Raw genomic sequence first — 23,839 nt, 5'->3', positions numbered from 1 at the left:
AGGAGACACCGATGGACACCGTCTTCGATCCGAACAAACACGTCCGGAACATCTACACCTCGCCCGAGGTCAAACTGGTCAACTCCCGTAACGAGATCATCCCCGGCATCCTCGGCACGGTCGGAGCCGGCGAACTGATCGAGGGCGGCGTGCCCATCGGAGCCGACCGCATCATCATGGAGACCGGCTCCCGCTTCGACCTGCACACGCACCCCGGCGCACACATCCTCTTCGTCCTCAGCTCCCGCGGCTACATCCACATCAACGGCGTGGACTACGAGATGGGCGCCGGCGACACCGTGTTCGTCCCCGCCAACTACGCGCACGGCGTGAAGACCAACCTGCACGTCCCCGAGCCGCTGGAGATCCTGGCCTTCGGCGTGCCGCACATGCCGCTGGAGTCCGCCGAACGCATGACCCTGGTGGAGGAGTGATGACCGAACCCCGTGGCGACCGGGCCACGGCGCACGGAGGGCTCCCGGCCGACCCTGACCTGGCAGAGGTTCTCGACGTGGTCTTGGACGTGGTCCGCGGACTCCTGCCCGAACCGGTGTCGCCCTGGGGCCCCGAGCAGGCCGACGTCTCCCTCGCGGACCTCGGCTTCGACTCCCTGCGCACCGTGAAGCTCCTGGTCGCCGTCGAGAACGCCTTCGACATCGAACTGCCCCAGGAGCAGATCACCGCCGACACCTTCCGCACGGCGCTCACCCTCGCCCACGCCGTGGACAAGACCCGGCACGCGCATGGGTGACCCGACCAGGACCGATCAGGACCTCGCCCGCCGGTACAGGGGAACGCCGTTCCCCGCCGCGGCGGGTGGGCTCCGCTCGGTCCTCGACCACCTCGACCGGCACGCCCGGGAACGCGGCGGGGAACCGTACCTCACGACCCCCGCCGCCGACGGCACCGCACGGACGCTGACGTACGCGGAGCTCGAACGGTACAGCCGCCGCACCGCCCACTGGCTGGACACGGTCCTCGAGCTGCCGGCCGCCGGGCCCGTCGGCCTGGCCCCGGTCAACGACATCCCCTCGGTGATCGCCTTGTTCGCCGCGCTTCGCTCCGGCAGGCCCGTCCTCGTGCTCAACCCGGCGGACCCGGTCGCCCGGGTCGCCGAGCAGACGGCGGCCCTCGCCGTCGAGGCGATCGTCACCGGTCCCGGCACGGCCGCCGACCGGTTCCCCGGCACCGCCACCGCCCCCGACCCCGAACGGCTGCCCGACCCGCCCCCCGGCTGGTCCCCGCCGCCCCCGCGGCCGGACGCCGACATGCTGTACTTCGGCACCTCCGGGTCCACAGCGGCCTCCAAACTGGTCGCCCAGACCCACGCCAACGCCGTCGCCAACGCGGACGCCATGATCCGGCACCACGGACTGCGCCCGGGTGACACCTTCCTCGGCTGCCTGCCCATCCACCACGTCAACGGCGTGCACCTGACGCTCATGGCCACCTTGGCCGCGGGCGCCCACGCGGTGCTCGCCCCGGGCTTCGACCCGTTCCGCTACCCGGAGCTCCTGACGCTCTACCGGCCGCGGGTCGCCAGCGTGGTCCCGAGCATCCTCGACGCCCTGTCCGCCGTGTGGCGCCGCCGGACCCTGCCCGGGGGCTTCTCGCACTTCGTCACCGCCGCCGCCCCGCTGGCGGCCGAGACGGCCCGTGCCGTCCACACCAGGATCGGCGCCCGCGTCCTCCAGGGATACGGCCTGACCGAGACCACCAACTTCTCCACCACCATGCCGCGCGACATCAGCGACGCCGCCTACCGGCGCCTGCTGCTCGACGCCGACATCCCGACCGTCGGCGTCGCCGTCCCCGGCAACGAGGTGGCCGTACTCGGCCCGGACGGCCGCCGCGCCCGCCCCGGCGAACCGGGGGAGATCTGCATGCGCGGCCACAACGTGATGTCCCGCTACGCGGGCAACGCCGAGGCCACCGCCGAGGCGTTCGCGGGCGGCTGGTTCCACTCCCAGGACCTCGGCCACGAAGTCCTGGACGAGGAGACCGGGCGTACGTACTTCGTCCTCACCGGCCGCAGCAAGAACATAGCCAAGGTACGCGGCGAGGCCGTGTCGCTGGAGGAGATGGAACGGGCTCTGCGGCGCCTTCCCGGTGTGCTGGACGCGGCCTGCGCCGCGGTCCCCGACCCGCTGCTCGGCGAGACCGTGGCGGTGGCCCTGCACGCCCCCGACACGATCGGCGACGACACGGTCCGCACACACCTGCGGGCGCACTTCGCCGAGGCGGTGCAACCCGGCCGCATCCTGCGGGTGCCAGAGGTCCCCCGGACGGCCACCGGAAAGATCCTCCGGCCGGCCCTGCGGGACCTGCTGGCGCCGCCCCCGCACTGACCCGCGCCCGCCTCGCCTTTCGCTTCCCCTCCGTCCTCCGTTTTCCCGACCCCGACTTTGGATCCCGAGGCACGACCATGACCATGCTGACTCCTCACGACCCCCAGACAGGCCAGCCCCGCCCGGCCTACCAGGCCGCGCGCGAGAAAGAGATCACGGCCGCGGTCGAAGCCGCGGCGGCGGCACAGCGCGGCTGGGCCGCGCTCCCCCCGGGGCAGCGTTCCCGGCGCATGCTGCGACTGGCCGACCGCATCGAGGACCGCGCGGAGGAGTACGCCGCCACTCTGCGGGCCGGCACCGGGAAGCCCTGGGAGGAGGCGCGGGGCGAGGTGGCGGGCTGTGCCGACGTCCTCCGCTTCTACGCGGGCGCCGCCCGCACCGAGGTCTCCCCGGCGGCCGGCCGGCGCATGGCCGACCGCGAGAGCTGGGTGCGCTGGGAACCGCTCGGCGTCGTCGCCGTCGTCGTCCCCTGGAACTACCCGCTGATGATGGCAATGTGGCGACTCGGCCCGGCCCTGGCCGCCGGGAACACCGTCGTCCTCAAGCCGGCCGAGACCACGCCGGACACCGCGCTCCTCCTCGGCGAGGACGCCGCCGGACTCCTCGGTGACGACGTCGTCCGCGTCGTCCCCGGGGACCGCGAGACCGGCGTCCTGCTCGTGGAGTCCGGCGTCGACGCCATCGCGTTCACCGGAAGCACCGTCGGCGGCCTGGACGTCGCCTACCGCGCCGGACTGCGGCCGTTCAGCCTCGAACTCGGCGGCAACTGCGCCGCCTTGGTGCTGCCCGACGCCCCCGCGCACACCTGTGCCTCGCTGGCCGCCGCCTCGGTGTTCAACGCCGGCCAGAGCTGCGCCGCCCCCGCACGGGTGATCACGCTCCCCGAGAACCACGACGCCGTGGTGGAGGGCCTGGCCCGGGAGATGGGCCGCAAGGTCGCCGGGGTCGACTTCGGCCCGCTCAACAACCCCGATCAGGCCGCCCGGTACGACCGCATCCTGGCCTCGAGCCGTGCGGGCGTCCGGCACACCGGCCGGATCGAGCCGGGGCCGGGGTGCGAGGGCGGCTACTGGCGGCCGTCCGTGGTCCTCGCGGACCTTGCCGAGGACGACCCGGCCGTGGTGGAGGAGGTCTTCGCGCCGGTGCTGACCGTGCAGCGGGCCCGGGACGTCGCGCACGCGGTGGAGCTCGCCAACGGCGTGCGCCAGGCGCTGGCCGCCAGCGTGTGGTCGTCGGACGTGTCCTCCGCCCTGACGCTGGCGGGCGAGCTGGACGCGGGAGAGGCTTGGGTCAACTGCCACCTCGACCAGACCCCCGAACTCCCGCACGGCGGACGCAAGTCGTCGGGTCACGGCACCGACTTGAGCGTGCTCGCCCTCACCGAGTACCAGCGGCCCAAGTGTGTGACCGTGCGTGTGGGGTGAGCGGCTCCGCCCGCTGGGCCGCCCCATGCTGAGGGGGGCCACCGGAGATGATTCGGTGGCCCCCCTCGCGGTGTCTCCTGCGCGATGTTCCCTGCGGGCTCAGCGGGCCGGGGCGAGCAGGCCGGCAGCGAGCTCGGCCGCTCGGGGCGCCCCGCCCTCGGCGAGCATCGCGTCCCGCAACCGCGCGCAAGCGGCCCGGTGCGCGTCGTCGGTCAGGACCCGGTCCACGGCCTCGCGCAGCAGCTCCGCCGTGACCGTGCCGTAGGGGTCCCGTATGTCCCAGAGGGCCACCGCGGCACCGCCCTCGACCGCTGTGGCCGCGTTGGCGAACTGGTCCCCGGCACCCGGGACGGACACCATCGGGACGCCCGAGAGGATGCTCTCGGTGGTCGAGTTCATCCCGTGGTGCGTGATGAAGGCGTCGGCGTACCGCTCGAGCAGCTCGCGCTGCGGGACGAAGTCCCGGACCAGGAAGTTCGCCGGCCAGTCGGGCTCGTCCTCGGCGGCCAGCAGCGAGCCGACGGCCGTGACGACCAGGAGATCCTTCCGATCGCCCAGCGCCGTGGTCAGCCGGTCCAGCATCGCCATCAGGAACTCACGGCCGGTGGCCGCGCCGCCGACGGGGCTGCGGAAGCGGAAGTCCGTCAGGACCGTGCCCAGGGAGAACAGCACCACGGACCGGCCGGCCCGCCGCGCCTCGTCGAGCCTCCCGAAGGGGAAGCCGGAGGAGTCGTGCCGGACCCGCGCGTCGTTTCGCACCGGCCCCGTGAGCGCGGTGCCGGGCATGTAGCGGCCTGTTCCCACGGAGGCGCCGACGTGCACGCAGGTGCCCCGATACGGCTCCAGCACCTCCGCCAGGCGCGGGGTGTCCGGTCCCGGCTCGCGGGAGAGCTCCCGCGCGGCGGTGACTACGGAGAGGTCCCGGGACGGGAACAGCACCGGCAGCAGGCCCTCGCCCAGCGGGTCCACGCCGTACCGCGCCCGGTACTCCCCGTTCGCCCGTACCAGTTCCGGGTGCGGGCGTCCGTGCTGCACGGCGAAGTCCTCGCCGAGGGCCCCGTAACCGGGGAAGGTCACCAGGGAGACGGACGGGACACCGTGGATCCGTGCCGCGAGCATGCCGTGGATGCCGAACACGTCGTAGAGGATGACGTCCGGCCGGAAGGCGGCCACGGCCCCTTGATACGCGTCGCTCACGGTCAGCGGGTGGACGAAGCTCTTGAAGGGAAGGTCCCCGAGGCCATCGGGTGTCGGCGGCAGGGGCACCGAGGGGACAGGCGTGTAACCGGCCCCCACGGACGCGAAGGCGTCCGCGAGGGAGTCCGGACCGAAGCCGCGGACTTCGGTCACGTCCGGCCGGAGGACCAGCTCCTCCACGATCGCGAGCAGGGGGTTGACGTGCCCGATCGCGTCGATCGGGAGTACCGCTATCCGCATGGTCCGCCTCAGCCGACGACGGTCAGCGGCAGCGGGCGACGGGTCTGGATCGCCGCCTCGATCCGGGGCGTCCGGTAGTCGCGGCCGGCGCAGGAGCCGCAGGCCGTCAGGTGGGTGTCACGGGCGTACAGCGCGCGGATCTGCTTGCGCAGCTCCGTGCCGGACAGGTCGCCGGTCAGGTCGATCACCTCCTCCGGCGCGTCGGGGACGGCCTTGAGGTTGTGGGCGTTGGCGGAGAAGGGACAGCGGTACAGCTTGCCGTTGAGGAGGGTGACGATGTCGTTCACGCAGCAGTTGCGGAACATGTCGTCCAGGACCTCGGCGCTGCGCGGGACGTAGCGGATCCGGCCCGAGTCCGTCCATACGGGGATCTTCGAGAAGTGCGTGATCCCCTCGGCGGTGAGGGTCTCCTGAAGCGCGTCGAGCTTCTTGGAGTGCTCGCCGTAGTTCGTGATCTCGACGACGACCTTCTCGTCGCGCAGGCAGTCGAGGTTGGCGCCGCGCGGCACGATCGTGCCGTTGGTGTAGACGACGACCTTCTCGACCACCTCGTAGGCGACGAGTTGCTCGATCACCCGGTGAACCCGGGGGTTGACGAAGGGTTCGCCGCCCAGGACGCGGAACTCGTAGATGCCGTCCACGCTTTCCATGATCCGGTCGACGGCGCTCGCCAGCAGCTCAAGGTCGCTGTGGCGCGGCTTGGTGTAGTACTGCATCAGGTTCGAGCAGTCCTGGCACTTCATCGAGCAGGCCTCGGTGACCACCACGTCGAGGTACTTGAGGATCAGGGTGTCCTCGGCGTGCTCGCGGTCCTTGCGGGTCTCGTGCTTGTGCAGTGCGGCCTTGCGCTCCATCAGCACCGGGCTCATACCGGTGTCCGCCTCGGAGCCGGAGAAGTCGAACCCGTCGAGGAGGTCGACGCAGTCCTGGATGCGGGTGAAGCCGGCGCCGCGCACGCGGTCGGTCATCGTCTTCAGATAGTTTCCGCAGAGGAACACGATGCCGTCCTCGGCCAGTTCGGCGATGTCCGCGACGGACCGCACGGGGAGGCCCCGCAGGACGGTGCCCTGCTTGGACTTCCGCCCGTCCGCGAAACAGGTGACGGTCACTCCCAGGCGGGTCAGGACGTGGTGGGCCAGGACGCCGATGTCTCCCGCGCCGAAGAGGACGACGGGTCGAGGATCGGCCAGCAGGCTCCGGATCACGGGCGGGGGCGTGTACTCGATCATGGCGCGGCCTTCCTCACGGCAAGGGTTTTGTGGAGGTGTACGAAGCGACGACCCGTGTCGTCGGAGTGCACCGGGCCGCACTGCTCGAAGCCGAGCGATGCGAGCAGGGCACGGGTGTCCCGAAGGTCCGGGTTGGCCTCTGCCCGGAGCGCGTCGGCCCCAAGCGACGTGGCGAGGCGGATGGCCTCCCGTAGGCAGCGGACGCCGACCAGGGAGCCGGCGACGAGGTGGTCGGGAGCGACGGCGAGTCGGCTCAGATAGGCGGGGCGGTCGGCGTGTGGCTGCCCCGGGGGCTCCACGGCGCGCGGCCTGGTGCTGAGGGTGAACATGCCGACGGCCCGGCCGTCCTCACGCAGCAGCCGGACCCGTCCCCCCGCCATGAGGGCCGCGGTGGTCTCCATGCGCCGCACCGGCCGGGGGGTGCCCGTGGCCTCCGCCTGGTGGGCGTCGCACGCCTCCAGGAGGGTGTGCACCTCGACGGCGTCGGTGGCGTCTTCCCAGTCGGCGGTCATCCGACGACGGTGCGGGTGTCCCCGTCCACGACGATGGCCTGTCCGTCCTTCAGGGCGACGAAGGGCACGTGATGCTCGATGTAGTACTCGACCAGCCGGTCGATCTCCTCGGACTCGGGGTGGTCCGAGCGGTAGTGGGGGGCGATGGCGAAGGGCAGCAGGCCGAGGCACTCCCAGTCCATCGTCGTGCCCTCGTAACCGGCTGGCACGAGCTCTGGGTCGTCCACATCGCCGCGGATGCCGTGCAGGTCCGGCCCGAGCAGGCAGGGGCCCGCGCTGTAGCCGGCGTAGACGACGGCCTCCTCCTCGATCAGCCGCTTCAGGACGTGGTCGGCGCCGCTCGCCTGGAAGGCGCGCCGCAGGACGAACACGCTGCCGCCCCGGACGTAGACGCAGTCGGCCGTGGAGAGCACCTTCTCCAGTTCCTCGGCGCGCCCGAAGTAGTCGCGGAGGTCGACCTCGAACGGGTCGAGGCCGATGCCGGAGAGCTCGTCCAGCTCGCGCTGGAGGGACGCGGCCCGGGCCTCTTCGTCCTTGTAGTCGTCGGCGTTGAGGATCAGGGCGGTGCGACGGCCGCCGTCGCCCAGCAGACGCAGCAGCTCCTCGGGCCTGTTGCCGATCCGGAAGGAGGACAAGTAGAGCTTCATGCGGGCACGTCTCCGATCGTGTGGAACTCGTGGATGGTCCGGTGACGGTAAGTCTGGCCCGGATCCAGGCGCGCCGAGGGGAAGTCGGGACGATTCGGGGCGTCCGGCCAGGCACCCGTCTCCAGGCACAGGCCCGCCCGCGGACGGTGGAAGTGATCGCCCGAGTAGACGCCGACGCCGCTCTGGTCGGTACGGACGCGCATGGCCCGGCCGGACGGCCGGTGCACGACCTCGGCGGCCCAGGCGGGGTCGTCGAGGACGAAGAAGTTGTCGAGGCGGGAGGCGTCCAGCCGGCGGCCGCGTGTGTGGTCGAGCGGGGTGCCCGCGACCGGTCGCGGCGGGCCGGCCAGCGGCATCAGGCGCTCGTCGAAAGCCACGTACCGTGTGGAGTTCAGGGTGAGCTCGTGGTCGTCCACGGTCCGCCCCTGGCCGCCGAGGTTCCAGAACGCGTGGTTGGTGAACCCGACGATCGTGGGGGCCGTGGTGGTCGCCCGGAAGTCGAAGGTCAGCCGGGACTCGGCGTCGATCTCGTAGCGCACCTCGGCGGCGAGCGCCCCGGGATAGCCCTGGTCGCCGTCCGGGCTGTCGAGGCGCAGGGAGAGCACGAGGCGGTCCGGGAGCACCCGCGGCTCGGCCCGCCAGACGTGCTTGTCGAAGCCCAGTGAACCGCCGTGGAGGTGGTGCCCGTCGTCGTTCCGGTCCAAGTCGTAGACGTGTCCGTCGAGTTCGATGCGTCCGCCGGTCACGCAGCGGCAGTAGCGTCCGACGGTCGCGCCCACGTAGGCGTTCAGGGCCGGGTCCTCGTAGGACCGCAGATCGGGCAGCCGTACGACGACGTTCTCCGAACGGCCTTGCCGGTCGGGCACGTTGACCTCGACCAGAGTGGCTCCGTACGTCCACACCGTGATGGCCAGGCCGTTGCCTGAATCCAGCGTGTAGGCATCGACCTCGGCGGGTCCTTGCATCGCGTGTCCGGTGGTCATTCCGACTCGCTCGCGCAGGATCCTCAAATGCTCCCCCTGGCCTGGATTAATGGCGGCGACGGCTGATTGGATCACTCAACTCGGGCCAAGGCAAGGGTCTTTCAATATCATGATCGGTCTCGTACAGTTGCCGCCAGCACACGCTGTGGGCCGCCAGGGGGAACAAGTGATCAGATTCGGGGTCCACTCCGGACAGCAGTACGAGAAATTCGACGACTGCCTGGAACTGTGGACCCGGGCCGAGGAACTGGGCTACGACTGGGTGTCGCTCTTCGACCACCAGCGTCCCCCGCTCGGTGGCCCGGACGGTCCTTGCTTCGACGGTCCGACCCTGCTGGCGGCCCTCGCCGCGCGTACCCGGCGGATCCGCTGCGGCATGCTGGTGTCCGCGGTCACCTGGCGCCATCCCGCGCTGGCCGCCTCCATCGCCGCCACGCTCGACCACGTATCCGGCGGACGCCTGGAGTTCGGCGTCGGCGCGGGAGGCGCGGACCTGGCGTACGAGCAGTACGGCCTGCCATTCCCGGGGACCGGCGACCGCCTGGACATGCTCGACGAGGCGTGCGAGATCATGCGCGGCCTGTGGACCCACCAGCGCGTCGACCACACGGGCAGGCACTATCACCTCACCGGCGCGTGCCTGGAACCCAAGCCCGTGCAGAAACGCTTGCCCTTGGTGATCGGCGGCGGGGGCGAGAAGCGCACCCTGCGGACCGTCGCACGCCATGCCGACGTGTGGAACACGCTCGTCACCGACATCGACACCTACCGCCGCAAGCAGACCGTCCTCCAGGGGTACTGCAAGGAGATCGGCCGGAACCCCGACGAGATTCGGCTGTCGATGACCTTCCGGGTCGTCCTCGGCGCGGACGAGGCCCGAGCCGAGGAGCGGAAGCGGGAGCGCATGGCCCTGCTGCCGGCCGGCTCGCCCGACATCGGCGAGTACCTGACCTTCGGAACGGCCGAGCGGTGCGTCGAAGCGCTCCTGCCCTATGTCCGCCTGGGCGTGAGCGACTTCCTCCTCGGGCTGCGGCCGCCGGTGGACTGGGAGACGATGCGGATCTTCGCCGAGCAGGTGGCGCCCGCGCTCCGGCAGACGGCCGCCGAGCTCGACGGTCCGACATCGTGACCGGAACGGACTTCCAGGTCGTGGAGCTGGCGGATCTCCTGGCGGAGATCGACGCGGACCCCGGGGCCGGGCCGGTGCACACCGCCTGGGACGCGGTGTCCGTCGCGCTGCTGCCGCCCCGGCTCGGCCGCCCGTACCTGCGCCCGGGGGCCTGCCGCGTGGTCGTCGCCTCCGCGGCGGGGCGCCCCGTCGGCCTCCTGCCCCTGCTGCGCGGCACCCCCGGCCAGACCCCTGCCGTCCTGCACGACGCCGGGCCGGAGACGGCCGCCTTCCTGCCCGTGAACCCCGGGGACCTGCTGTTCGTCGGCGGCTGCGTCGACCTGGTCGCCGGCGCCGCCGTGGCAGCGGACCTGACCGACGAGGAGCGGCGCACCGTTCGCCGCGGTCTGGTGGACCGGGCCTGGGACCAGGCCCGCGGCGACGGCCTCGTCCCGCTGTCCCTGCACGTGCGGGACGCCGAGGTGGCCGACTTCCTCGGCCCCGGCCGGCGGGCGGCCGAGATGGGCGTGTCCTGCGTGCTCCGCCTGCCCGCCGACGGGTCCGACGCTTCCTACCTCGCCGGCCTCGGCCAGAACGGCCGCCGCACCGTCCTCAAGGACCGTCGCCAGGTGCTCGAGGCCGGGCTCCGCTCCGAGGTCCGGCCGGCCGAGGCGCTGACGGCCGCGGCCGCGGACCTCGTCGTCGCCGTCAAACGGCGCTACGGCATCGAGGAGCACCCCCGGCTCGTACGCGCCCGGCTCGACCGCTGGGCCGCCGACCCCGCCGGCGAGCGCATCGCCTTCGTCGTGTCCGACAGCACCGGCCCCGTGGCCGTCACCTTCGGCTGCGCACGCGGTACCGGACTGGAGATCTACGAGACAGGCCTCGCCGCCGCGCATCCGCACCGCCACGAGGCGTACGTCGAGAGCCTCTTCCAGGCACCGATCGCCTTCGCGCAGGCCCGCAAGATCACCACGATCGACCTCGGCCTCGACGCGGCCACCCCCAAGACACGGCGCGGGGCGACCCTCGCGCCGACCTGGGCCATTGGGCCCGACCGATGAGGAGACGGACCATGGACATGACGGTTGACGACATCGTGCGGGCCGAGTGGTGCGAGGTGCTCGACGTCACCTCGCCCGCCCCGGGCGACGACTTCTTCGAGGTGGGTGGCAACTCGCTGCTGGCCGTCACCCTGGTCGAGCGCGTCGAGACCCGGCTCGGGGCGGAGGTCGCCCTGGAGGACTTCTTCCTCGACGGCCGCCTGGACACCCTGATCTCCGTGGCCCGCGCCGCGGTGAAGTGAGTCCGCGGAACCATGTCTGCTCCCGCACTGCCCCGGCTCGGGATCTGCCACGCACCGGACGGCGCGGCCAACCTCCGCGAGGTGCTCCGCGCCGCCCGTGACCTGTGCGTCCCGGTGCTCCTGCTCGACGCACGGGTCGCCGCCGGACACCCGGACCTGGTGGCCCTGGCCTCCCGCATCCTGGAGTGCCACATCCTGCCGGCGACCGACGACCCGGAGGCGAACGCCGCCCTGGTGACCGGTCTCGGCCTGGCCGGCGTCACCACCTTCCACGACGACGAACTCGAACGGGCCGACGCGCTGGACCGTGCCGTCCGCCAAACGCCCGCACCGGCAGTCGCGGCCCCCTGGGACAAGCTGGTGCAGCGGCGGGTGCTCCACGCGGCCGGGCTGTGCGCCGTACGCGCCGAGCCCGTCGACTCGGCCGACGACCTCCACCGGGCCTACGCGCTGCTGGGCGGCGCCTGCGTCCTCAAGCCCCGGCGGGCCGCCGGCGGCCGGGGGATCGCCTTCCTGGACGGCCCCGACGACGTCGCCGCCCACGCCTCCGCACGCCGGGTATGGGACGGCATGCTCCTGGAGACCAGGATCCCGGCGGCCCCGCATCCCGCCGGAACTCCCTGGCTCGGCAGCCTGATCTCCGTCGAGACCGTCAGCGTCGCCACCCGCCGGACCCACCTCGGGATCCTCGACAAGCTCCCCGTCGCCGTCGGCCGCCGGGAGGGGCCGGAAGGCACGGACGCCGTGAACGTCCAGGGCGACATCCTGCCCTCGGTGCTCCCCGCCCCCCTGCTGGACCACGCCCGCGAGCTCACCGGCCGGGCCCTGGACGCGCTCGGGGTACGCGACCGCGTCACGCACACCGAACTCCTCCTCACACCCTCCGGCCTGGAGGTCATGGAGGTCAACGGACGCCTCGCCGGACACACCGCCCGCCTGTTCCGGCTCGTGGGCGCCCCCGACCCGGTCCGTACGGCGCTGGCCGCCGCACTCGGCGTGGAACCGGCCGACCACGGGTCGCCCGACGGGACGGCCGCCGGACTCTTCCCCACCTTCCGGCACCGCACCGGTAAGGTCCGCACCGGCCTGCGCCCCCGCGACCTGCGCGAGCTCCCCGGCGTTCAGGCCGTGGACGAACTCGCCCGCGACGGCGACGAGAAGGCGGCCACGCACTACCGCATGGCCAACCTCACCGTACGCGCCGACGACCGCGCCGGCCTCGACCGCGCCGTCTCCTGCGTCCTCGACACCCTCACCGCGGGGTTCGCCGCCCCGGCCGACCCGGACCCTGGCCCGGACAGCACCACGGAGCAACCGACATGCGTCTGAGACAGTCCCTCGAACCGTTCAGGCACCGTCGGTTCACCTACCAGTACGCGGGTTTCACCGTGTCCGTCATCGGCAACACCCTCAGCCAGGTCGCGATCACCGTCGGCCTGCTGGAGGTGACCGGCTCCGGCGCCACCGCCGGCCTCGCCCTCAGCGCCTCCACCGTCGCCCTCGTCGTGTGCATCCTCTTCGGCGGAGTCTGGGCCGACCGCCTGCCTCGGCACCTGGTCATGGCGACGATGGACTGCGTCCGCGCCGGCGCCCAGATCGGTGTCGGCGTCATGCTCCTGACGGACCGTGTCAACGTGCCCGGACTGCTCCTCCTCCAGGTGTGCTTCGGCGCCGCGCAGGCCTTCCACCTGCCAGCCTCCTCCGGCCTCACCCGCTTCACCGTCCCCAAGGACCAGCTGCAACGCGCCAACACCCTCCTCTCCTTCTCCCGCAGCATCTCCGGGGTGCTCGGACCGCTGCTCGCGGGAGCGCTGATCGCGGCCGCCGGCGCAGGCTGGGCGCTGATCGGCGATGGTCTGTCCTTCCTGGTCAGCGCCTCCTGCGCGGCCCTGATCAAGCTGCCCCGCCGGGAGACCCCGCGCGAGAAGGACGGCACCCTGCGTGAACTCGCGGCCGGTTTCCGGCTGGTCCGCACCACCCCCTGGATCTGGACCAGCATCGTCGGGTTCATGTGTACGCACGTGGCCGTGGCCGTCTTCATGGTCGTCGGACCAGTGCTCGCCGCAAAGAACGGAAGCGGCGTCTGGCAGTGGTCCCTGCTCATTGCCGCCCTCGGTATCGGCGACGTCCTCGGCGACCTGTTCCTGCTCCGCTACCAGCCCCAGCGGCCCATGCTCGTCGCACGGCTCGCCGAACTCCTTCTCGTCCCCATGCTGCTTCTGATCGCCTGGGGCGCCCCGCTCCCGGTCCAGATCGTGGGCGTGGTCCTGGCCGGCGCGGGGATGACCGCCGCCGACTCCCTGTGGTTGACGACCATGCAGCACGAGGTGCCCGAGGACTCCATGTCGAAGGTCTCGTCCTACGACTGGCTCAGCTCGGTCGCCCTGCGCCCCGTCGGCTTCGCCCTCGGCGCCGCCTTCGCAGGCGGCGGCCTGGCCGTCGTCCTCGGCTGCCTGGCCGTGATGGTCCTCGCCTCCCGCCTCGTGAGCCTCGCCTACCCGGGGGTGCGGTCCCTGCGCACCCCGGCCGACGCCATGGCGCACTGACCCCACACCCCGGAGAAACCCATGCATGACGTCGTGTCCGCGATCGAGGAACAGGCCGGACGCGGTCCGGACCGGATCGCCCTGCGCGTGGCCGAGCGGGAGTACACCTACGCCGAACTGTGGCGAGCCGCGGGCGGTGTCGCCGCACGCCTGGGCCCGCGCCCCGGCCGCGTCGGGCTCGTCTTCCGCCGGGAGTTCCCCACCTACGCCGCGTACCTGGGCATTCTCCGGGCCGGTGGCGCCGTGCTGCCGATCGGTCCCCGATGGCCGGAGAAACGGGTCCGGGAGGTCCTGGACCGCGCTGCCCCCGCGAACGTCCTCGTGGACGGCGTCACGGACCCGGCGACGTATGGGGGCGTACGTCTGCTCACCGCGGCCGATCATCTGGAGGGACCCGCTCTCGCCCCGGCGGACGGCGCGGCAGCGCCCGACCAGGAGGCGTATGTGCTGCACACCTCCGGCTCCACCGGACGCCCCAAGGGAGTCCCCGTCGACCACCGGGCGCTCGCCGCCTACCTCACCCACGTCATCGACCGCTACGAGCTCGGCCCCGGCTGCCGGATGGCCCAGGCGGCCGACCTCACGTTCGACGCGTCGGTCTTCGAGATCCTCGCCGCGTGGGCGTCGGGAGCCACCCTCGTCGCCGCCACCGGACGCTCCTGGCGCTCCCCGGTCCGCTTCCTGGCCGAACACGCCATCACCCACCTGGACACGGTCCCCTCGGTGATCGGTCTCGCCTGCCGGATGCGCACGCTCGGGCCCGGAGCCCTCCCCGACCTGCGGTGGAGCATGTTCGGCGGCGAACAGCTCACCTATGACGCGGCCTCGGCATGGCGCGCGGCCGCTCCCGGCTCCGTGGTGGAGAACAACTACGGTCCCACCGAACTGGCCGGCGTCTGCGTCAGCTACCGGCTGCCGGACGACCCCGCGCTCTGGCCCGACACCGGCAACGGCACCGTCCCCATCGGCACCGTCTACCCTCACCTGGAGGAGATCGTCCTCGGCCCCGGGGGATTCCCCGCCGCCGATGGCGAGCTGTGCGTCCGGGGTCCGCAGCGGTTCGCCGGCTACGTCGATCCCGCGGACGACAGGGGCCGGTTCCTGCGTGGCCAGGCCCCCCACGCCCCCGTCGAGGGGCGTCCCGCGCCCGACGACTGGTACCGCACCGGTGACCGCGTCCGACGCCAGGACGGCCTGCTGGTGCACTGGGGCCGCATCGACCGGCAGGTCAAACTCCGCGGCCACCGGGTCGAACTCGACGAGGTGGAGGCGGCCGTGCGCGCCCGGCCCGGGGTCCGCGAGGCCGCGGTCGTCCTCGTCGACTCCCAGCTCGTCGCCACGTACACCACCGATACGGCGGACGGCGTGACCGGCGCCGACCTGCGCGCGCACGTGGCCACGCTGCTGCCCGACTACATGGTGCCCGCCGTCTGGCGGCAGGTGGACGAACTGCCGCTGACGCAGAACGGCAAGCTCGACCGCGCCCTCCTGGAGCGCGCGTGACCGGGCCGGGGGACGTCCGCCTGTCCCACGCCCAGCAGAGGTTCCTGTGGGACGAGGAGATGGCACCGGGCCAGGACGACAACAACGTCGTCCTCGCCTATCACCTCACGGGCCCCGTCGACGCGGACGCGCTGAGCGCCGCCTTTGAGGACGTGCTGCGCCGTCACGAGGTGCTGCGCACCGTCTATCTGTGGGACGTGGCCGCCGAGCCCGTCCAGCGGGTCATGACGGCCGAGGCCGCCGGGATCGCCCTGGAACACGTCACGGTGACCGACCCCGCCCTTTCCCCGGCTGACGTCGCGGCGCGCGTGTGCGCCGACTGGTGGGACAGCCCCTTCGACCTGGAGCTGCGCCCGCCCGTCCGCGCCCGCCTGGCCGCACTTGCCCCGGACTCCTGGCTGCTCTGCCTGAACGTCCACCACATCGCCTTCGACGGACAGTCCGAACTGCTCCTCGCGGCGGACCTCGGCACCGCCTACGAAGCCCGGGCGGACGGCCGGGCACCCGTGTGGGACGCCGTTCCCGGATACGTGGAGTACGCCCGCTGGGAGTCCCACCGGATCCCGGTCTGGGCGGAGAACGACCTCCCGTTCTGGCGGCGGGTGCTCGAGGACCCCGCCCCGGCCCTGCTGGCGCCCCCCGAGACCGACCAAGGCACGCGGGGCGAGTACGAGATCGCGCTGGACACGGCCACGACGGACCGCATCCGGGACGGGGTCCGGGCCGCCCGGTCCATCGTCCTGTCGGCCCTGCTCCATGAGGCGTCCGCCACCGTCGGTGACGTCTTCGGAGTGGACGCCGTGAACCTCGCAACCGTCTCGTCCGGCCGATTCGAGAAGGCACACGCCCCGATCCTCGGCTGCTTCGTCAACCCCCTCGTCCTGCCGCTGCGCGGCCTGAGGACGACGGACTCCGCCGCGCGCCTGACCGAGGTGAACCGGCTGGTGCTCCAGGCGCTGCGGCGGGCCCGCCTCCCCTTCGACCTCATCGCACGCGACCTGGGCATCCAGGCCGCCGACGCGGGCCTCTTCGACGTGATGGTGGCTCTCCAGGCCCCGGAGCCCGGGGGCGTGTTCGCCCCCGGGGTGACGTACCGGCCCCTGCGCGTCAGCGCGCCCCGGGCGGGCTTCGGCCTGATCGTGGAGCTCGAACAGAACATCGCGGGCCACTGGGTGGTGGCCGGCCGCTGGCGGGAGGATCTCGTCGAGGAGCCGGTCGGCCGCAAGGTCGTGGAGTCCCTGACGGAACGGCTGCTCGCCCTCCCCGACCGGGCAGGCATCCGATGACCCGACGGACCGACGGTGCGCGGGTGATCGCGGTCGACGGCGACACGATCCTGCTCCAGGACGGCGCCCGCGGCCCCGAGCTGGCCGACCTGGTGCCGCCGCCCCCGGCCGAGGGCCAGGTGAGGGGAACGGACGCCCAGGGCAGGCCCTACCTCGCCGTGCCGTGCGCCGACGTCCTCCCCGGCACCCGCCGCGCCCGCCTGATCGACGTTCTGGACGAACTGCCCCCGGCGCAGGCCCGCCTCGCGCTCCGCGCCGTCGGATTCCACCAGTGGGTACGCGCCTCCGCGTACTGCCCGCGGTGCGGCACCCCTGCCGGCCTCAGCACCGACGGCCGCTCCCGCTGGTGCGCGTCCTGCGCGACCGAGCACCACCCGCGCACCGACCCGGCCGTGATGATGTCGGTCACCGACGACCGGGACCGCCTGCTCCTTGCACGCCGGGCCGTGGCGCCGCCGGGCCGGATGTCGCCCCCGGCCGGATTCGTCGAGCCCGGCGAGACCGCCGAGGAGGCGGCGGCCCGGGAGCTGCTGGAGGAGGTGGGGGTGCGTACGACGGACGCCACCTACGTCGCCAGCCAGCCGTGGCCCTTCCCCGGCAGCCTGATGCTCGCCTTCGCCCTGCGCGCCACCTCGCCGCGGATCACCGTCGACGGAGAGGAGATCGTCGCCGCCCGATGGTTCACCCGCGAGGAACTGGCGACCGCGATTCGCGAGGGCACCCTGATCCCGCCGCCCCCGGGCTCCCTCGCGGTGAAGCTGGTCAAGCGCTGGTACGGCCCTGGATACGACGCGCTCGCCGGGCGCACCGCGGAGCGCGGTCCGGTGCCCGGGGCGTGAGGTCTGGAGGGGGGCCGTCGGAGAGCCAGGGGTGAACTTTCCGGCGATCCGTCCTCCTTATACGGCGGCACGCTGGGCGTCGGTCGGTGGGCTGCTCGACTTCGTAGACGACGTGGGCGGTCTGCCGGGGCTGCCAGCCCGGGCGAGGTGTCATTCGCGCATATGCACACCCCCGTCATGCATGCCCGTCGGCATGCGCGGGACTACAAACGGCTCATCCACAACTTCGGTCTCACAGCCACCGCTTGGCTGATTCGACGCTGTCTCCGCCGCTCGTGTTGAACGCGATCGCAGCCTTCGGCGCATGACGCCGGACCAGATTCACGACCTGCTCAAAGAGCGGCAGAAGCGGTTCCGGCTTGCGGATCCCACCCCCGATGACGACGACGTCCCAGTCGTGCTCGGACAGTGCTGCGACGATCGCCTGCTCGGCCGACTCATCCAGCTCGATCAGCGTCATGGACGCATCGATGGCGTGTTCGCCGAATCGGGCCAGTTCCTGGTCGAGGGCCGCTCGAAGGGCGTCTCCGTCCAGACCGGGCACGGCATGTGGGTCGATTCCAAGAATGAGAACGCGAGGCATGCCCAGTAGGACGATCAGCCATCCCTCCGGGTTCCCACGTCGCGCGGCCGGTGCCCGATCTCAAGGACGACACCCTGGGGAATTGCGCCGTGTATCGGGAGCACACGTGCGCGGTCACCAGCTGGCGACCGCGCAATGTGATCGCCGAGTGCCTCGCGCGTGACCTGCCGATGTTGATCGTGGCCCTGACTGCCCCGCAGGCGTGTGAGGAGGCGAGCCTGCACGTTCTGCCCGGGCCGGCAGCCAGCCTGGGTATCGCCGGGGGCGATGACCGGCTGCCCCTGCATGACGATGCGTCGACAGCACTCGCCGCCGCCCGTTCAGTAATGTGGGCTTGTCCAGGGCGGCTCGGCATCCAGGGAGCAGATCATCTCTACCGACAATGCCTCACAATCCCAGCCCGAGACAGCAACGCCTGGCGTTGAGAAGGGTGCACGGGCTCAGGGTTCTGTGACCGCTCTGCTGGTGGCGGCCGCTCTCACCTATGCCGTGGACCTCGGCAGCAAGGTTGTGGCCGTCTCGCGGTGGGAAGGTCGGGAGCCCGTTGCCATAGCAGGCCGCGTGCTGACGCTTCAGGTGTTCCGTAACGCGGGTGCGGCTTTCAGCTCGGGCCAGGCTTTCACTGCCGTGTTCACGGCGATCTCGGCCGCGGTCGTCCTGGTCATCGCGCGCGTCGCACGCAGGCTTCACAGCTTTCCGTGGGCTGTCGCTCTGGGCCTGTTGCTCGGGGGTGCGCTCGGCAACCTGACCGACCGGATCTTCCGGGCGCCCGGCGTCTTCCGCGGCCACGTCGTCGACTTCATCTCCGTCGAACACTTCGCGGTGTTCAACCTCGCCGACTCGGCCATTGTCTGCGGCGGTGCCCTGGTGGTCCTCCTGTCGTTCCTGGGCACTTCCCTGGACGGCTCGCCCCCGCACGACCGGCAGAACCGGAGCACTCTCGCTCCGCGATGAGATGCTCCCAACCCGAGAGCTCGACTGCCGCGTAGCGCAGGCCCGGTGCCCCCTTCGGTAAGGGCCCCGGCTGCATGCCCATCCCGCGGCATTCTCGAAGTCCGCCGAGGGATGCTGCGGCACACCCTCTAGCTGGAGGAATTCACCCACCGACTCGCCAGCGAGTGGCTCGCCTACCGTCACCACCGCTGGCCGGCATCAACGAACCCCTACCTGATCGTCCGGCCTGTCGGCGTACAAGTGAACGTGCACCACCGCGTACGGATGAAGGGGCCGTGTCGCTGATCTTGTGATCGGGCGGGTCATGATCTGTGCAGGATACGGGTGCGGAGGTGGTCGAAGTTGGCCCGGCCGTACCCGTCCCTTTTGATCCGTTTGACTCTCGTGTTCTGACCCTCGACCTGGCCGGAGTTCCAGGGGCGGGACAGGCCAGCGATGACGGCGTCCTGGTCCCGGCGAAGTAGACATTCGGACGGTGCACCCACTCCAGCGCGTCGCCGCAGTCCAGGAACGCGGTCACCTCCTCCGGGGGCCAGCCCGCGTTCGCCTCCGATGGCTCACGCGGCTGGGGCCCCAGGCAATCGGGCCCGCCCAGGGGCGAGTTCGGGGCTCTCGCCACCTGCCCCGCTCCTCAGCCGTCAGTCGTACGACGCCAGGGTCGCGTCACCGCGATGGTCGTGAGCGCGGCGAGGCCGGTCAGGCAGAGCCAGGCGAACGTGTCGCCGATCCGGTCGTAAATCGTGGTGGTGCCGTGCGTGGGCACGTAGGCCACCATCGTCTGCTGGTCCGTCGTGAAGTAGTCGGTGGTGGCCAGGACATGGCCCTTGTTGTCGTAGGCGGTCGAGACTCCCCGCGCGTCCTGCCGTACCAGTGCATAGCCGCCCTCAATGGCTCGCAGACTCGCCTTGGCGGTGTGCGCGCCGCCGTACTCCTTCCAGTCGGCGGAGGGCACGAGCATGATGTCGGTCCGCGTCCGCATCATGGCGGGGAAGTCGGCGTCGTAGCAGATGACATTGGCGATGCGGCCGTACGGGGTGTCGGCGACGGGCACACTGCCGTCGCCCGGCGTGAACTTCTCCGAGCCGGGGATGGGGTGCGCCTTCTGGTAGGTCCACAGCACCTTGCCGTGGGGGTCGATGAGCAGCGCCTCGTCGCGGCCGTAGGCGGGGGCGATCGTGCTGTAGACGCGGACGCCGATCTCCAGATAGATCCGGGACCGGCGGGCCTGTTCCTGTGCGGCCGCGATGGCGGCGGGTGCGTGGGACTCCTGGGTCCTGACGGCCTCCTCCGGCCAGATCACGATCTTCGCTCCGGCGGCGGCTTCGCGCCGGGTGGCTTCCAGCAGGTCGTTCTCGACGGCGGTCATGGCGGGCTCCACCTGCGAGGCGGGGGCGACGGCGATGTCGGCCGGCCCGCCGTCGATTCGCCCGAGCGCGGCCTCGAGGGCGTCGGTGACGGTCCGGCTGGGGCTCACCCCGGCGATCCGCACGGTCGTACCCACCGACGAACCGAAGGCGAGCCGGGCTCCGCCGGCGAGCACGACGGTCAGCAGCACCGTCCCGTAGACCACGCCACTGCGCCACGCGGGCCGCTCCCAGATTCGGTTGGCGGTACTCGCGAAGAAGCCGATCAGGAACCCGATCCCCCAGGGCCCGGTGACCGAGACGACCTGCAGGAGCGGGAGGTCGCCGTACTGCGTGACGGCCAGGCAGCCGTACGCCGTGCCGAGCGGGGTCACCATGGTGATCAGGAACTCGGTGGCGGCGAAGGCCGCGGGGAAGGCGAGGGCCGCCACCGCCGGGCGCAGCCGACCGGCCAGCAGCCTGTCAGCCAGGAACGGCAGTGTCTGCAGCGCGGCGAGTGCGATCGCACCCACGACGGCGACGGGGGTGAAGCCGAGCTCCGACTCCTGGATCCAGAAGACGGCGGCAGCGATGTGTGCCAGCCAGATCCACAGCGTTCCTGACCACACTCGGCTCAGGCGGGCGAAGCGCAGCAGGAGCATGGGGAAGATCCAGGCCGCGGCCGCTATGTCCCACCGGCCGCCCACCGCGAACAGCATCGTGCCCATACCGAGCACCAGTAGCCCGTACCGGAGGAGCGCCTTAGAACACCCTTTATTTTTAAAGGAGTTGGCCATGGGAATCTCGCCCTGGAGGGGCGGTGCGGTCGAGACGGCGAGGGGGTTCACCGACGGGAGGTTCGTCATGGCGAAAACGCTAGGCGGGTGCCTCCACGTGGCACGTCCGTCTCCACGGCGATCTCCCGCACGCCCACGCAACTATCGGTGCGCGACCGAGGGACGATCCGCCGGGCGCCCCCGTTCGTCTAGCCTGACGGACCGAGATGGTCATCAACAGGAAAGCCGCGCCACGAGCCGCGCGGCGATGGATAGCCGACCGGCCACGTCTGACGGACGTCGCACTGGGCGGCGGTCTGACGTTGTTCGACGTGGCCACCGTGCTGGACCGCGCACCGGAACCGGCCAGCTGGGGAGTGGCCCTGTGGGGAGCCCAGACCGTTCCGCTGCTGTGGAGGCGGACGCGTCCGCACGCCGTCCTGGCGGCGATGACCTGCCTGTACGTGGCCTTCCAGGTGCTCAGTCCGATTCAGGGCCGCATACCCGGCCCGTTCCTGCTCATGATCGGCGTGTATGCCGCGGCCCGCTACGCGCCGGTCCCGGCGAGCCTGCTGGGAACGCTGCTGTGCCTGGCGTCCACCACCGCCGCCGATGAGCTCACCGGGCACTGGGAAGTCCCGCGCCTGGGATCCCTGGAGCCGATCAGCACCACGACGTTCGTCTTCTTCTTCGGCCTCGCCTGGCTTCTGGGGTGCGGCAGGCGCAGGATCGGCGCCGACGCGGAACGTCTGCGTGAACTCAATCGACGCCTCAAGGCCGAGCAGGAACTCAACGCCCGGCAGGCCGTGGTCACCGAGCGCGCCCGCATCGCCCGGGACCTGCACGATGTGGTGGCCCACCACGTGAGCGCCATCGCCGTTCAGGCGCGAGCCGCCGAGGACGTCATGACACCCGAGTCCGTCCCCGCGGAGGCCGTGCACTGCGCCGGTCTCATCGCGCGGGCAGCCGACACCGCACTCATCGAGATGCGGCGCGTCCTCGGGCTGCTGTCGTTCCACGAACGGGAGCTCACGCCCGAACCGTCCCTCGACCATCTCGAACCACTCATCGAGGCGGCGACGGCGGCGGGCTGCCGAGTCACGTACGCCTCGGAGGTCCGGGCGCAGACCGCGCTCTGCGCGGGCATACGGATCTCGGCCTACCGGATCGTCCAGGAGGCGCTCACAAACGTCATCAGGCACGCCGGTCCCGTCGGCGTGCGGGTCACCGTCGGCGGTGACGACTCCCGCCTCACGATCGAGGTCGCGAACGATCCGGCGCCACCGGGGCACTCACCCGTGCGGGGGACCGGGCGCGGGCTCATCGGCATGCGGGAACGCGTCGCCACCTTCGACGGGGTGCTGGAGGCCGGGCCGCGCGAGGACGGCGGCTGGCGGCTGCACGCGGTTCTCCTCGCGAAAGCACCCCAACCGGCGGAGGCGGACGCATGACCGTCAGAGTGCTGCTCGTCGACGACCAGGAGATGGTGCGGACCGGGCTCCGCCTGATCATCGACCGCCGCGAGGGCCTGTCGGTCGTCGGCGAGGCGGCCGACGGAGAGCAGGCCGTCGCCCGCGCCCTCGAGCTCCGGCCCGACGTCGTGCTGATGGACGTCCGCATGCCCGGCACGACCGGCGTGGAGGCCACGCTGCGCATCACCACTCGCTGGCCCGGGCCGGGTCCGGCGCCGCGCGTCCTCGTGCTGACCACATTCGACCTGGACGAATACGTGCATGCCGCGCTGCGGGCCGGGGCCGCCGGCTTCCTGCTGAAGAACAGCCCGCCCGATCAGCTTGCCCAGGCCATCCGCTCAACTTCCATAGGGGAGGCTGTACTTGCCCAGAGCGTGACACGCCGCCTGATCGACACGGTCACCGCCCTGCCGGCCGCCCTGCTGCCCAACACCCCGGCTCCCGTCCTGCACGAGGGCGAACTCACGGATCTGCTGACCGAGCGCGAACTCCAGGTCCTCGTGCTGGTCGCCCAGGGCCTGTCCAACGCCCAGATAGCCTGGGCCCTCGACCTCAGCGAGGGGAACGTGAAGAGCCGCGTCAACCGCATCCTCACCCGCCTCGGCCTGGAGAACCGGGTCCAGGCCGCCGTCCTCGCCCATCAGAAAGGTCTGGCCGGAATCATCCGGATGCCACCCGGAACCTGACGTAGCCTCAACTGCCCGACAGACCCGGGTCAGGTCTGCCTCGCAAGCACAACTCGCATCACCTCGGCGAGTACCCGTTCCAGATCCACGGCACCCCGCTGACTCTGTCACTGATCTAGCGATCGAGCGGGTGCCGTCGGTGATTCCTGCCACCGTGTCCCGGGTGTCCTTCGGGGAGTCTTGAGGCGCTTCTTCCTCATCTGGCCGGTGTCGTGGTCGGGTTGAGCAGTCGGTGGGCGAGATCACCATGCATGCCCGCGTGCGCGCGGCCGAAGGGCGGTGCCCGCACTGCGGCAGGGCATCCCGTCGGGTGCACGGCCGGTATCTGCGGCGGTTGTCAGATGCGGCGATCAGCGGAGCCCGGGTGGTGATCGAGCTGCTGGTGCGCCGGTTCCGGTGTCTCAATGCCGCGTGCGCGGCCGTGACGTTCGCCGAGCAGGTCGCCGGGCTGGCCAGCCCGCATGCCCGCTTCACCCCGCTGTTGCGCGGGACGCTGATCAGCATCGCGGTCGCTCTGGCCGGGCGGCCGGGGAGCCGGCTCGCGGTGGCCCTGGGAGTCCCGGTGGCGAAGGACACGCTGCTACGTCTCCTGCGAGCCCTCCCCGAGGAGCCGGCCGGGCAGGTCAGGGTACTGGGTGTCGATGGTTTCGCACTCCGCAAGGGCGACTCGTACGCGACGATCCTGGTGGATCTGGAACGGCGGCGGCCCATCGACGTGCTGCCGGGACGCGACGCTGAACCGCTGGCCGCCTGGCTCAGCGGCCACCCCGAGGTGTAGATCATCTGCAGGGACCGCGGCGGGGCCTACGCCGAAGGCGCCCGGACCGGCGCCCCGCAAGCGAGGCAGATTGCCGACG

24 protein-coding genes are annotated in these 23,839 nt (G+C 71.7%); 16 read left to right on the top strand and 8 right to left on the bottom strand.

Annotated elements, in window-relative coordinates; genetic code table 11:
* Positions 1-11 precede the first annotated feature (11 nt).
* From ACZ5CZ_RS30150 to ACZ5CZ_RS30135, 4 genes are all read left to right on the top strand, one after another.
* Complete coding sequence (locus tag ACZ5CZ_RS30150; RefSeq protein ID WP_385847613.1) at positions 12-434, top strand: cupin domain-containing protein; 423 nt, start codon at positions 12-14, stop codon at positions 432-434.
* A complete protein-coding gene (locus tag ACZ5CZ_RS30145; RefSeq protein WP_385847611.1) occupies positions 434-751 on the top strand; it encodes a phosphopantetheine-binding protein in 318 nt (105 codons plus the stop codon). Before ACZ5CZ_RS30150 ends, ACZ5CZ_RS30145 begins: the two co-directional genes overlap by 1 nt.
* Positions 744-2,348 (top strand): class I adenylate-forming enzyme family protein, encoded by a 1,605-nt coding sequence (locus ACZ5CZ_RS30140; protein WP_385847610.1) that lies wholly within the window; start codon positions 744-746, stop codon positions 2,346-2,348. Before ACZ5CZ_RS30145 ends, ACZ5CZ_RS30140 begins: the two co-directional genes overlap by 8 nt.
* An 83-nt stretch (positions 2,349-2,431) precedes the next feature.
* Complete coding sequence (locus ACZ5CZ_RS30135; protein WP_385847608.1) at positions 2,432-3,772, top strand: aldehyde dehydrogenase family protein; 1,341 nt, start codon at positions 2,432-2,434, stop codon at positions 3,770-3,772.
* A 99-nt stretch (positions 3,773-3,871) separates the two neighbouring features.
* Here the strand turns inward: ACZ5CZ_RS30135 and ACZ5CZ_RS30130 are convergent, their stop codons facing one another.
* From ACZ5CZ_RS30130 to ACZ5CZ_RS30110, 5 genes are read right to left on the bottom strand one after another with little or no spacing between them, the layout of a single operon-like run.
* Positions 3,872-5,209 carry a nucleotide disphospho-sugar-binding domain-containing protein gene (locus ACZ5CZ_RS30130; protein WP_385847607.1) on the bottom strand — a complete coding sequence of 446 codons (1,338 nt, stop codon included), beginning with the start codon at positions 5,207-5,209 and terminating at the stop codon, positions 3,872-3,874.
* Positions 5,210-5,217: 8 nt separating this feature from the next.
* Positions 5,218-6,438 carry a 4Fe-4S cluster-binding domain-containing protein gene (locus ACZ5CZ_RS30125; RefSeq protein ID WP_385847605.1) on the bottom strand — a complete coding sequence of 407 codons (1,221 nt, stop codon included), beginning with the start codon at positions 6,436-6,438 and terminating at the stop codon, positions 5,218-5,220.
* Positions 6,435-6,950 carry a GNAT family N-acetyltransferase gene (locus ACZ5CZ_RS30120; protein WP_468947434.1) on the bottom strand — a complete coding sequence of 172 codons (516 nt, stop codon included), beginning with the start codon at positions 6,948-6,950 and terminating at the stop codon, positions 6,435-6,437. The genes ACZ5CZ_RS30125 and ACZ5CZ_RS30120 overlap by 4 nt, the downstream gene beginning before the upstream one ends.
* Positions 6,947-7,597: a Type 1 glutamine amidotransferase-like domain-containing protein gene (locus tag ACZ5CZ_RS30115; RefSeq protein ID WP_385847602.1), complete on the bottom strand. Its 651-nt coding sequence runs from the start codon at positions 7,595-7,597 to the stop codon at positions 6,947-6,949. Before ACZ5CZ_RS30115 ends, ACZ5CZ_RS30120 begins: the two co-directional genes overlap by 4 nt.
* Entirely contained in the window at positions 7,594-8,580 is a 987-nt protein-coding gene (locus tag ACZ5CZ_RS30110; RefSeq protein WP_468947432.1) for an aldose epimerase family protein, read from the bottom strand. The genes ACZ5CZ_RS30115 and ACZ5CZ_RS30110 overlap by 4 nt, the downstream gene beginning before the upstream one ends.
* A gap of 166 nt (positions 8,581-8,746) precedes the next feature.
* Between ACZ5CZ_RS30110 and ACZ5CZ_RS30105 the strand changes: the two genes are divergently transcribed.
* Genes ACZ5CZ_RS30105 through nudC form a run of 8 tightly spaced genes read left to right on the top strand, consistent with a single transcriptional unit; the run spans position 8,747 to position 17,168 of the window.
* Positions 8,747-9,709, top strand: a complete 963-nt coding sequence (locus tag ACZ5CZ_RS30105) for an LLM class flavin-dependent oxidoreductase (protein WP_385847600.1) — start codon at positions 8,747-8,749, stop codon at positions 9,707-9,709.
* On the top strand, positions 9,706-10,752 hold the full coding sequence (locus tag ACZ5CZ_RS30100; RefSeq protein WP_385847599.1) for a hypothetical protein: 1,047 nt from the start codon (positions 9,706-9,708) through the stop codon (positions 10,750-10,752). The genes ACZ5CZ_RS30105 and ACZ5CZ_RS30100 overlap by 4 nt, the downstream gene beginning before the upstream one ends.
* An 11-nt stretch (positions 10,753-10,763) precedes the next feature.
* Positions 10,764-10,994 carry a phosphopantetheine-binding protein gene (locus tag ACZ5CZ_RS30095; protein ID WP_385847598.1) on the top strand — a complete coding sequence of 77 codons (231 nt, stop codon included), beginning with the start codon at positions 10,764-10,766 and terminating at the stop codon, positions 10,992-10,994.
* Positions 10,995-11,006: 12 nt separating this feature from the next.
* Positions 11,007-12,323, top strand: a complete 1,317-nt coding sequence (locus tag ACZ5CZ_RS30090; protein ID WP_385847596.1) for an ATP-grasp domain-containing protein — start codon at positions 11,007-11,009, stop codon at positions 12,321-12,323.
* Complete coding sequence (locus ACZ5CZ_RS30085) at positions 12,314-13,540, top strand: MFS transporter (protein WP_385847595.1); 1,227 nt, start codon at positions 12,314-12,316, stop codon at positions 13,538-13,540. Before ACZ5CZ_RS30090 ends, ACZ5CZ_RS30085 begins: the two co-directional genes overlap by 10 nt.
* A gap of 21 nt (positions 13,541-13,561) precedes the next feature.
* A complete protein-coding gene (locus ACZ5CZ_RS30080; protein ID WP_468947430.1) occupies positions 13,562-15,043 on the top strand; it encodes an AMP-binding protein in 1,482 nt (493 codons plus the stop codon).
* Positions 15,040-16,329, top strand: a complete 1,290-nt coding sequence (locus tag ACZ5CZ_RS30075) for a condensation domain-containing protein (RefSeq protein ID WP_385847592.1) — start codon at positions 15,040-15,042, stop codon at positions 16,327-16,329. Before ACZ5CZ_RS30080 ends, ACZ5CZ_RS30075 begins: the two co-directional genes overlap by 4 nt.
* Positions 16,326-17,168 carry an NAD(+) diphosphatase gene (nudC, locus tag ACZ5CZ_RS30070; RefSeq protein ID WP_385847590.1) on the top strand — a complete coding sequence of 281 codons (843 nt, stop codon included), beginning with the start codon at positions 16,326-16,328 and terminating at the stop codon, positions 17,166-17,168. Before ACZ5CZ_RS30075 ends, nudC begins: the two co-directional genes overlap by 4 nt.
* A gap of 232 nt (positions 17,169-17,400) precedes the next feature.
* Here the strand turns inward: nudC and ACZ5CZ_RS30065 are convergent, their stop codons facing one another.
* Positions 17,401-17,751 (bottom strand): hypothetical protein, encoded by a 351-nt coding sequence (locus ACZ5CZ_RS30065; RefSeq protein WP_468947428.1) that lies wholly within the window; start codon positions 17,749-17,751, stop codon positions 17,401-17,403.
* A gap of 450 nt (positions 17,752-18,201) precedes the next feature.
* Between ACZ5CZ_RS30065 and lspA the strand changes: the two genes are divergently transcribed.
* Positions 18,202-18,705, top strand: a complete 504-nt coding sequence (lspA, locus tag ACZ5CZ_RS30060) for a signal peptidase II (RefSeq protein WP_468947427.1) — start codon at positions 18,202-18,204, stop codon at positions 18,703-18,705.
* A 302-nt stretch (positions 18,706-19,007) separates the two neighbouring features.
* Here lspA and ACZ5CZ_RS30055 read toward each other — a convergent pair whose 3' ends face one another.
* A complete protein-coding gene (locus tag ACZ5CZ_RS30055) occupies positions 19,008-19,190 on the bottom strand; it encodes a transposase (protein ID WP_385847586.1) in 183 nt (60 codons plus the stop codon).
* Between the two features lie 146 nt (positions 19,191-19,336).
* Complete coding sequence (locus tag ACZ5CZ_RS30050) at positions 19,337-20,914, bottom strand: nitrilase-related carbon-nitrogen hydrolase (protein WP_468947425.1); 1,578 nt, start codon at positions 20,912-20,914, stop codon at positions 19,337-19,339.
* Between the two features lie 137 nt (positions 20,915-21,051).
* Between ACZ5CZ_RS30050 and ACZ5CZ_RS30045 the strand changes: the two genes are divergently transcribed.
* The 3 genes from ACZ5CZ_RS30045 (at position 21,052) to ACZ5CZ_RS30035 (ending at position 23,760) form a co-directional block, all read left to right on the top strand.
* On the top strand, positions 21,052-22,275 hold the full coding sequence (locus ACZ5CZ_RS30045; RefSeq protein WP_468947423.1) for a sensor histidine kinase: 1,224 nt from the start codon (positions 21,052-21,054) through the stop codon (positions 22,273-22,275).
* Complete coding sequence (locus tag ACZ5CZ_RS30040) at positions 22,272-22,982, top strand: response regulator (protein ID WP_385847581.1); 711 nt, start codon at positions 22,272-22,274, stop codon at positions 22,980-22,982. The genes ACZ5CZ_RS30045 and ACZ5CZ_RS30040 overlap by 4 nt, the downstream gene beginning before the upstream one ends.
* A gap of 232 nt (positions 22,983-23,214) precedes the next feature.
* Complete coding sequence (locus ACZ5CZ_RS30035; RefSeq protein ID WP_468947421.1) at positions 23,215-23,760, top strand: transposase family protein; 546 nt, start codon at positions 23,215-23,217, stop codon at positions 23,758-23,760.
* Positions 23,761-23,839 lie beyond the last annotated feature (79 nt).

The sequence above is a fragment of the Streptomyces sp. NPDC031418 genome (genome assembly GCF_055581605.1).
The sequence above is the reverse complement of the archived record's forward strand: the minus strand, read 5'-3'. Positions and strand labels throughout refer to the sequence as shown.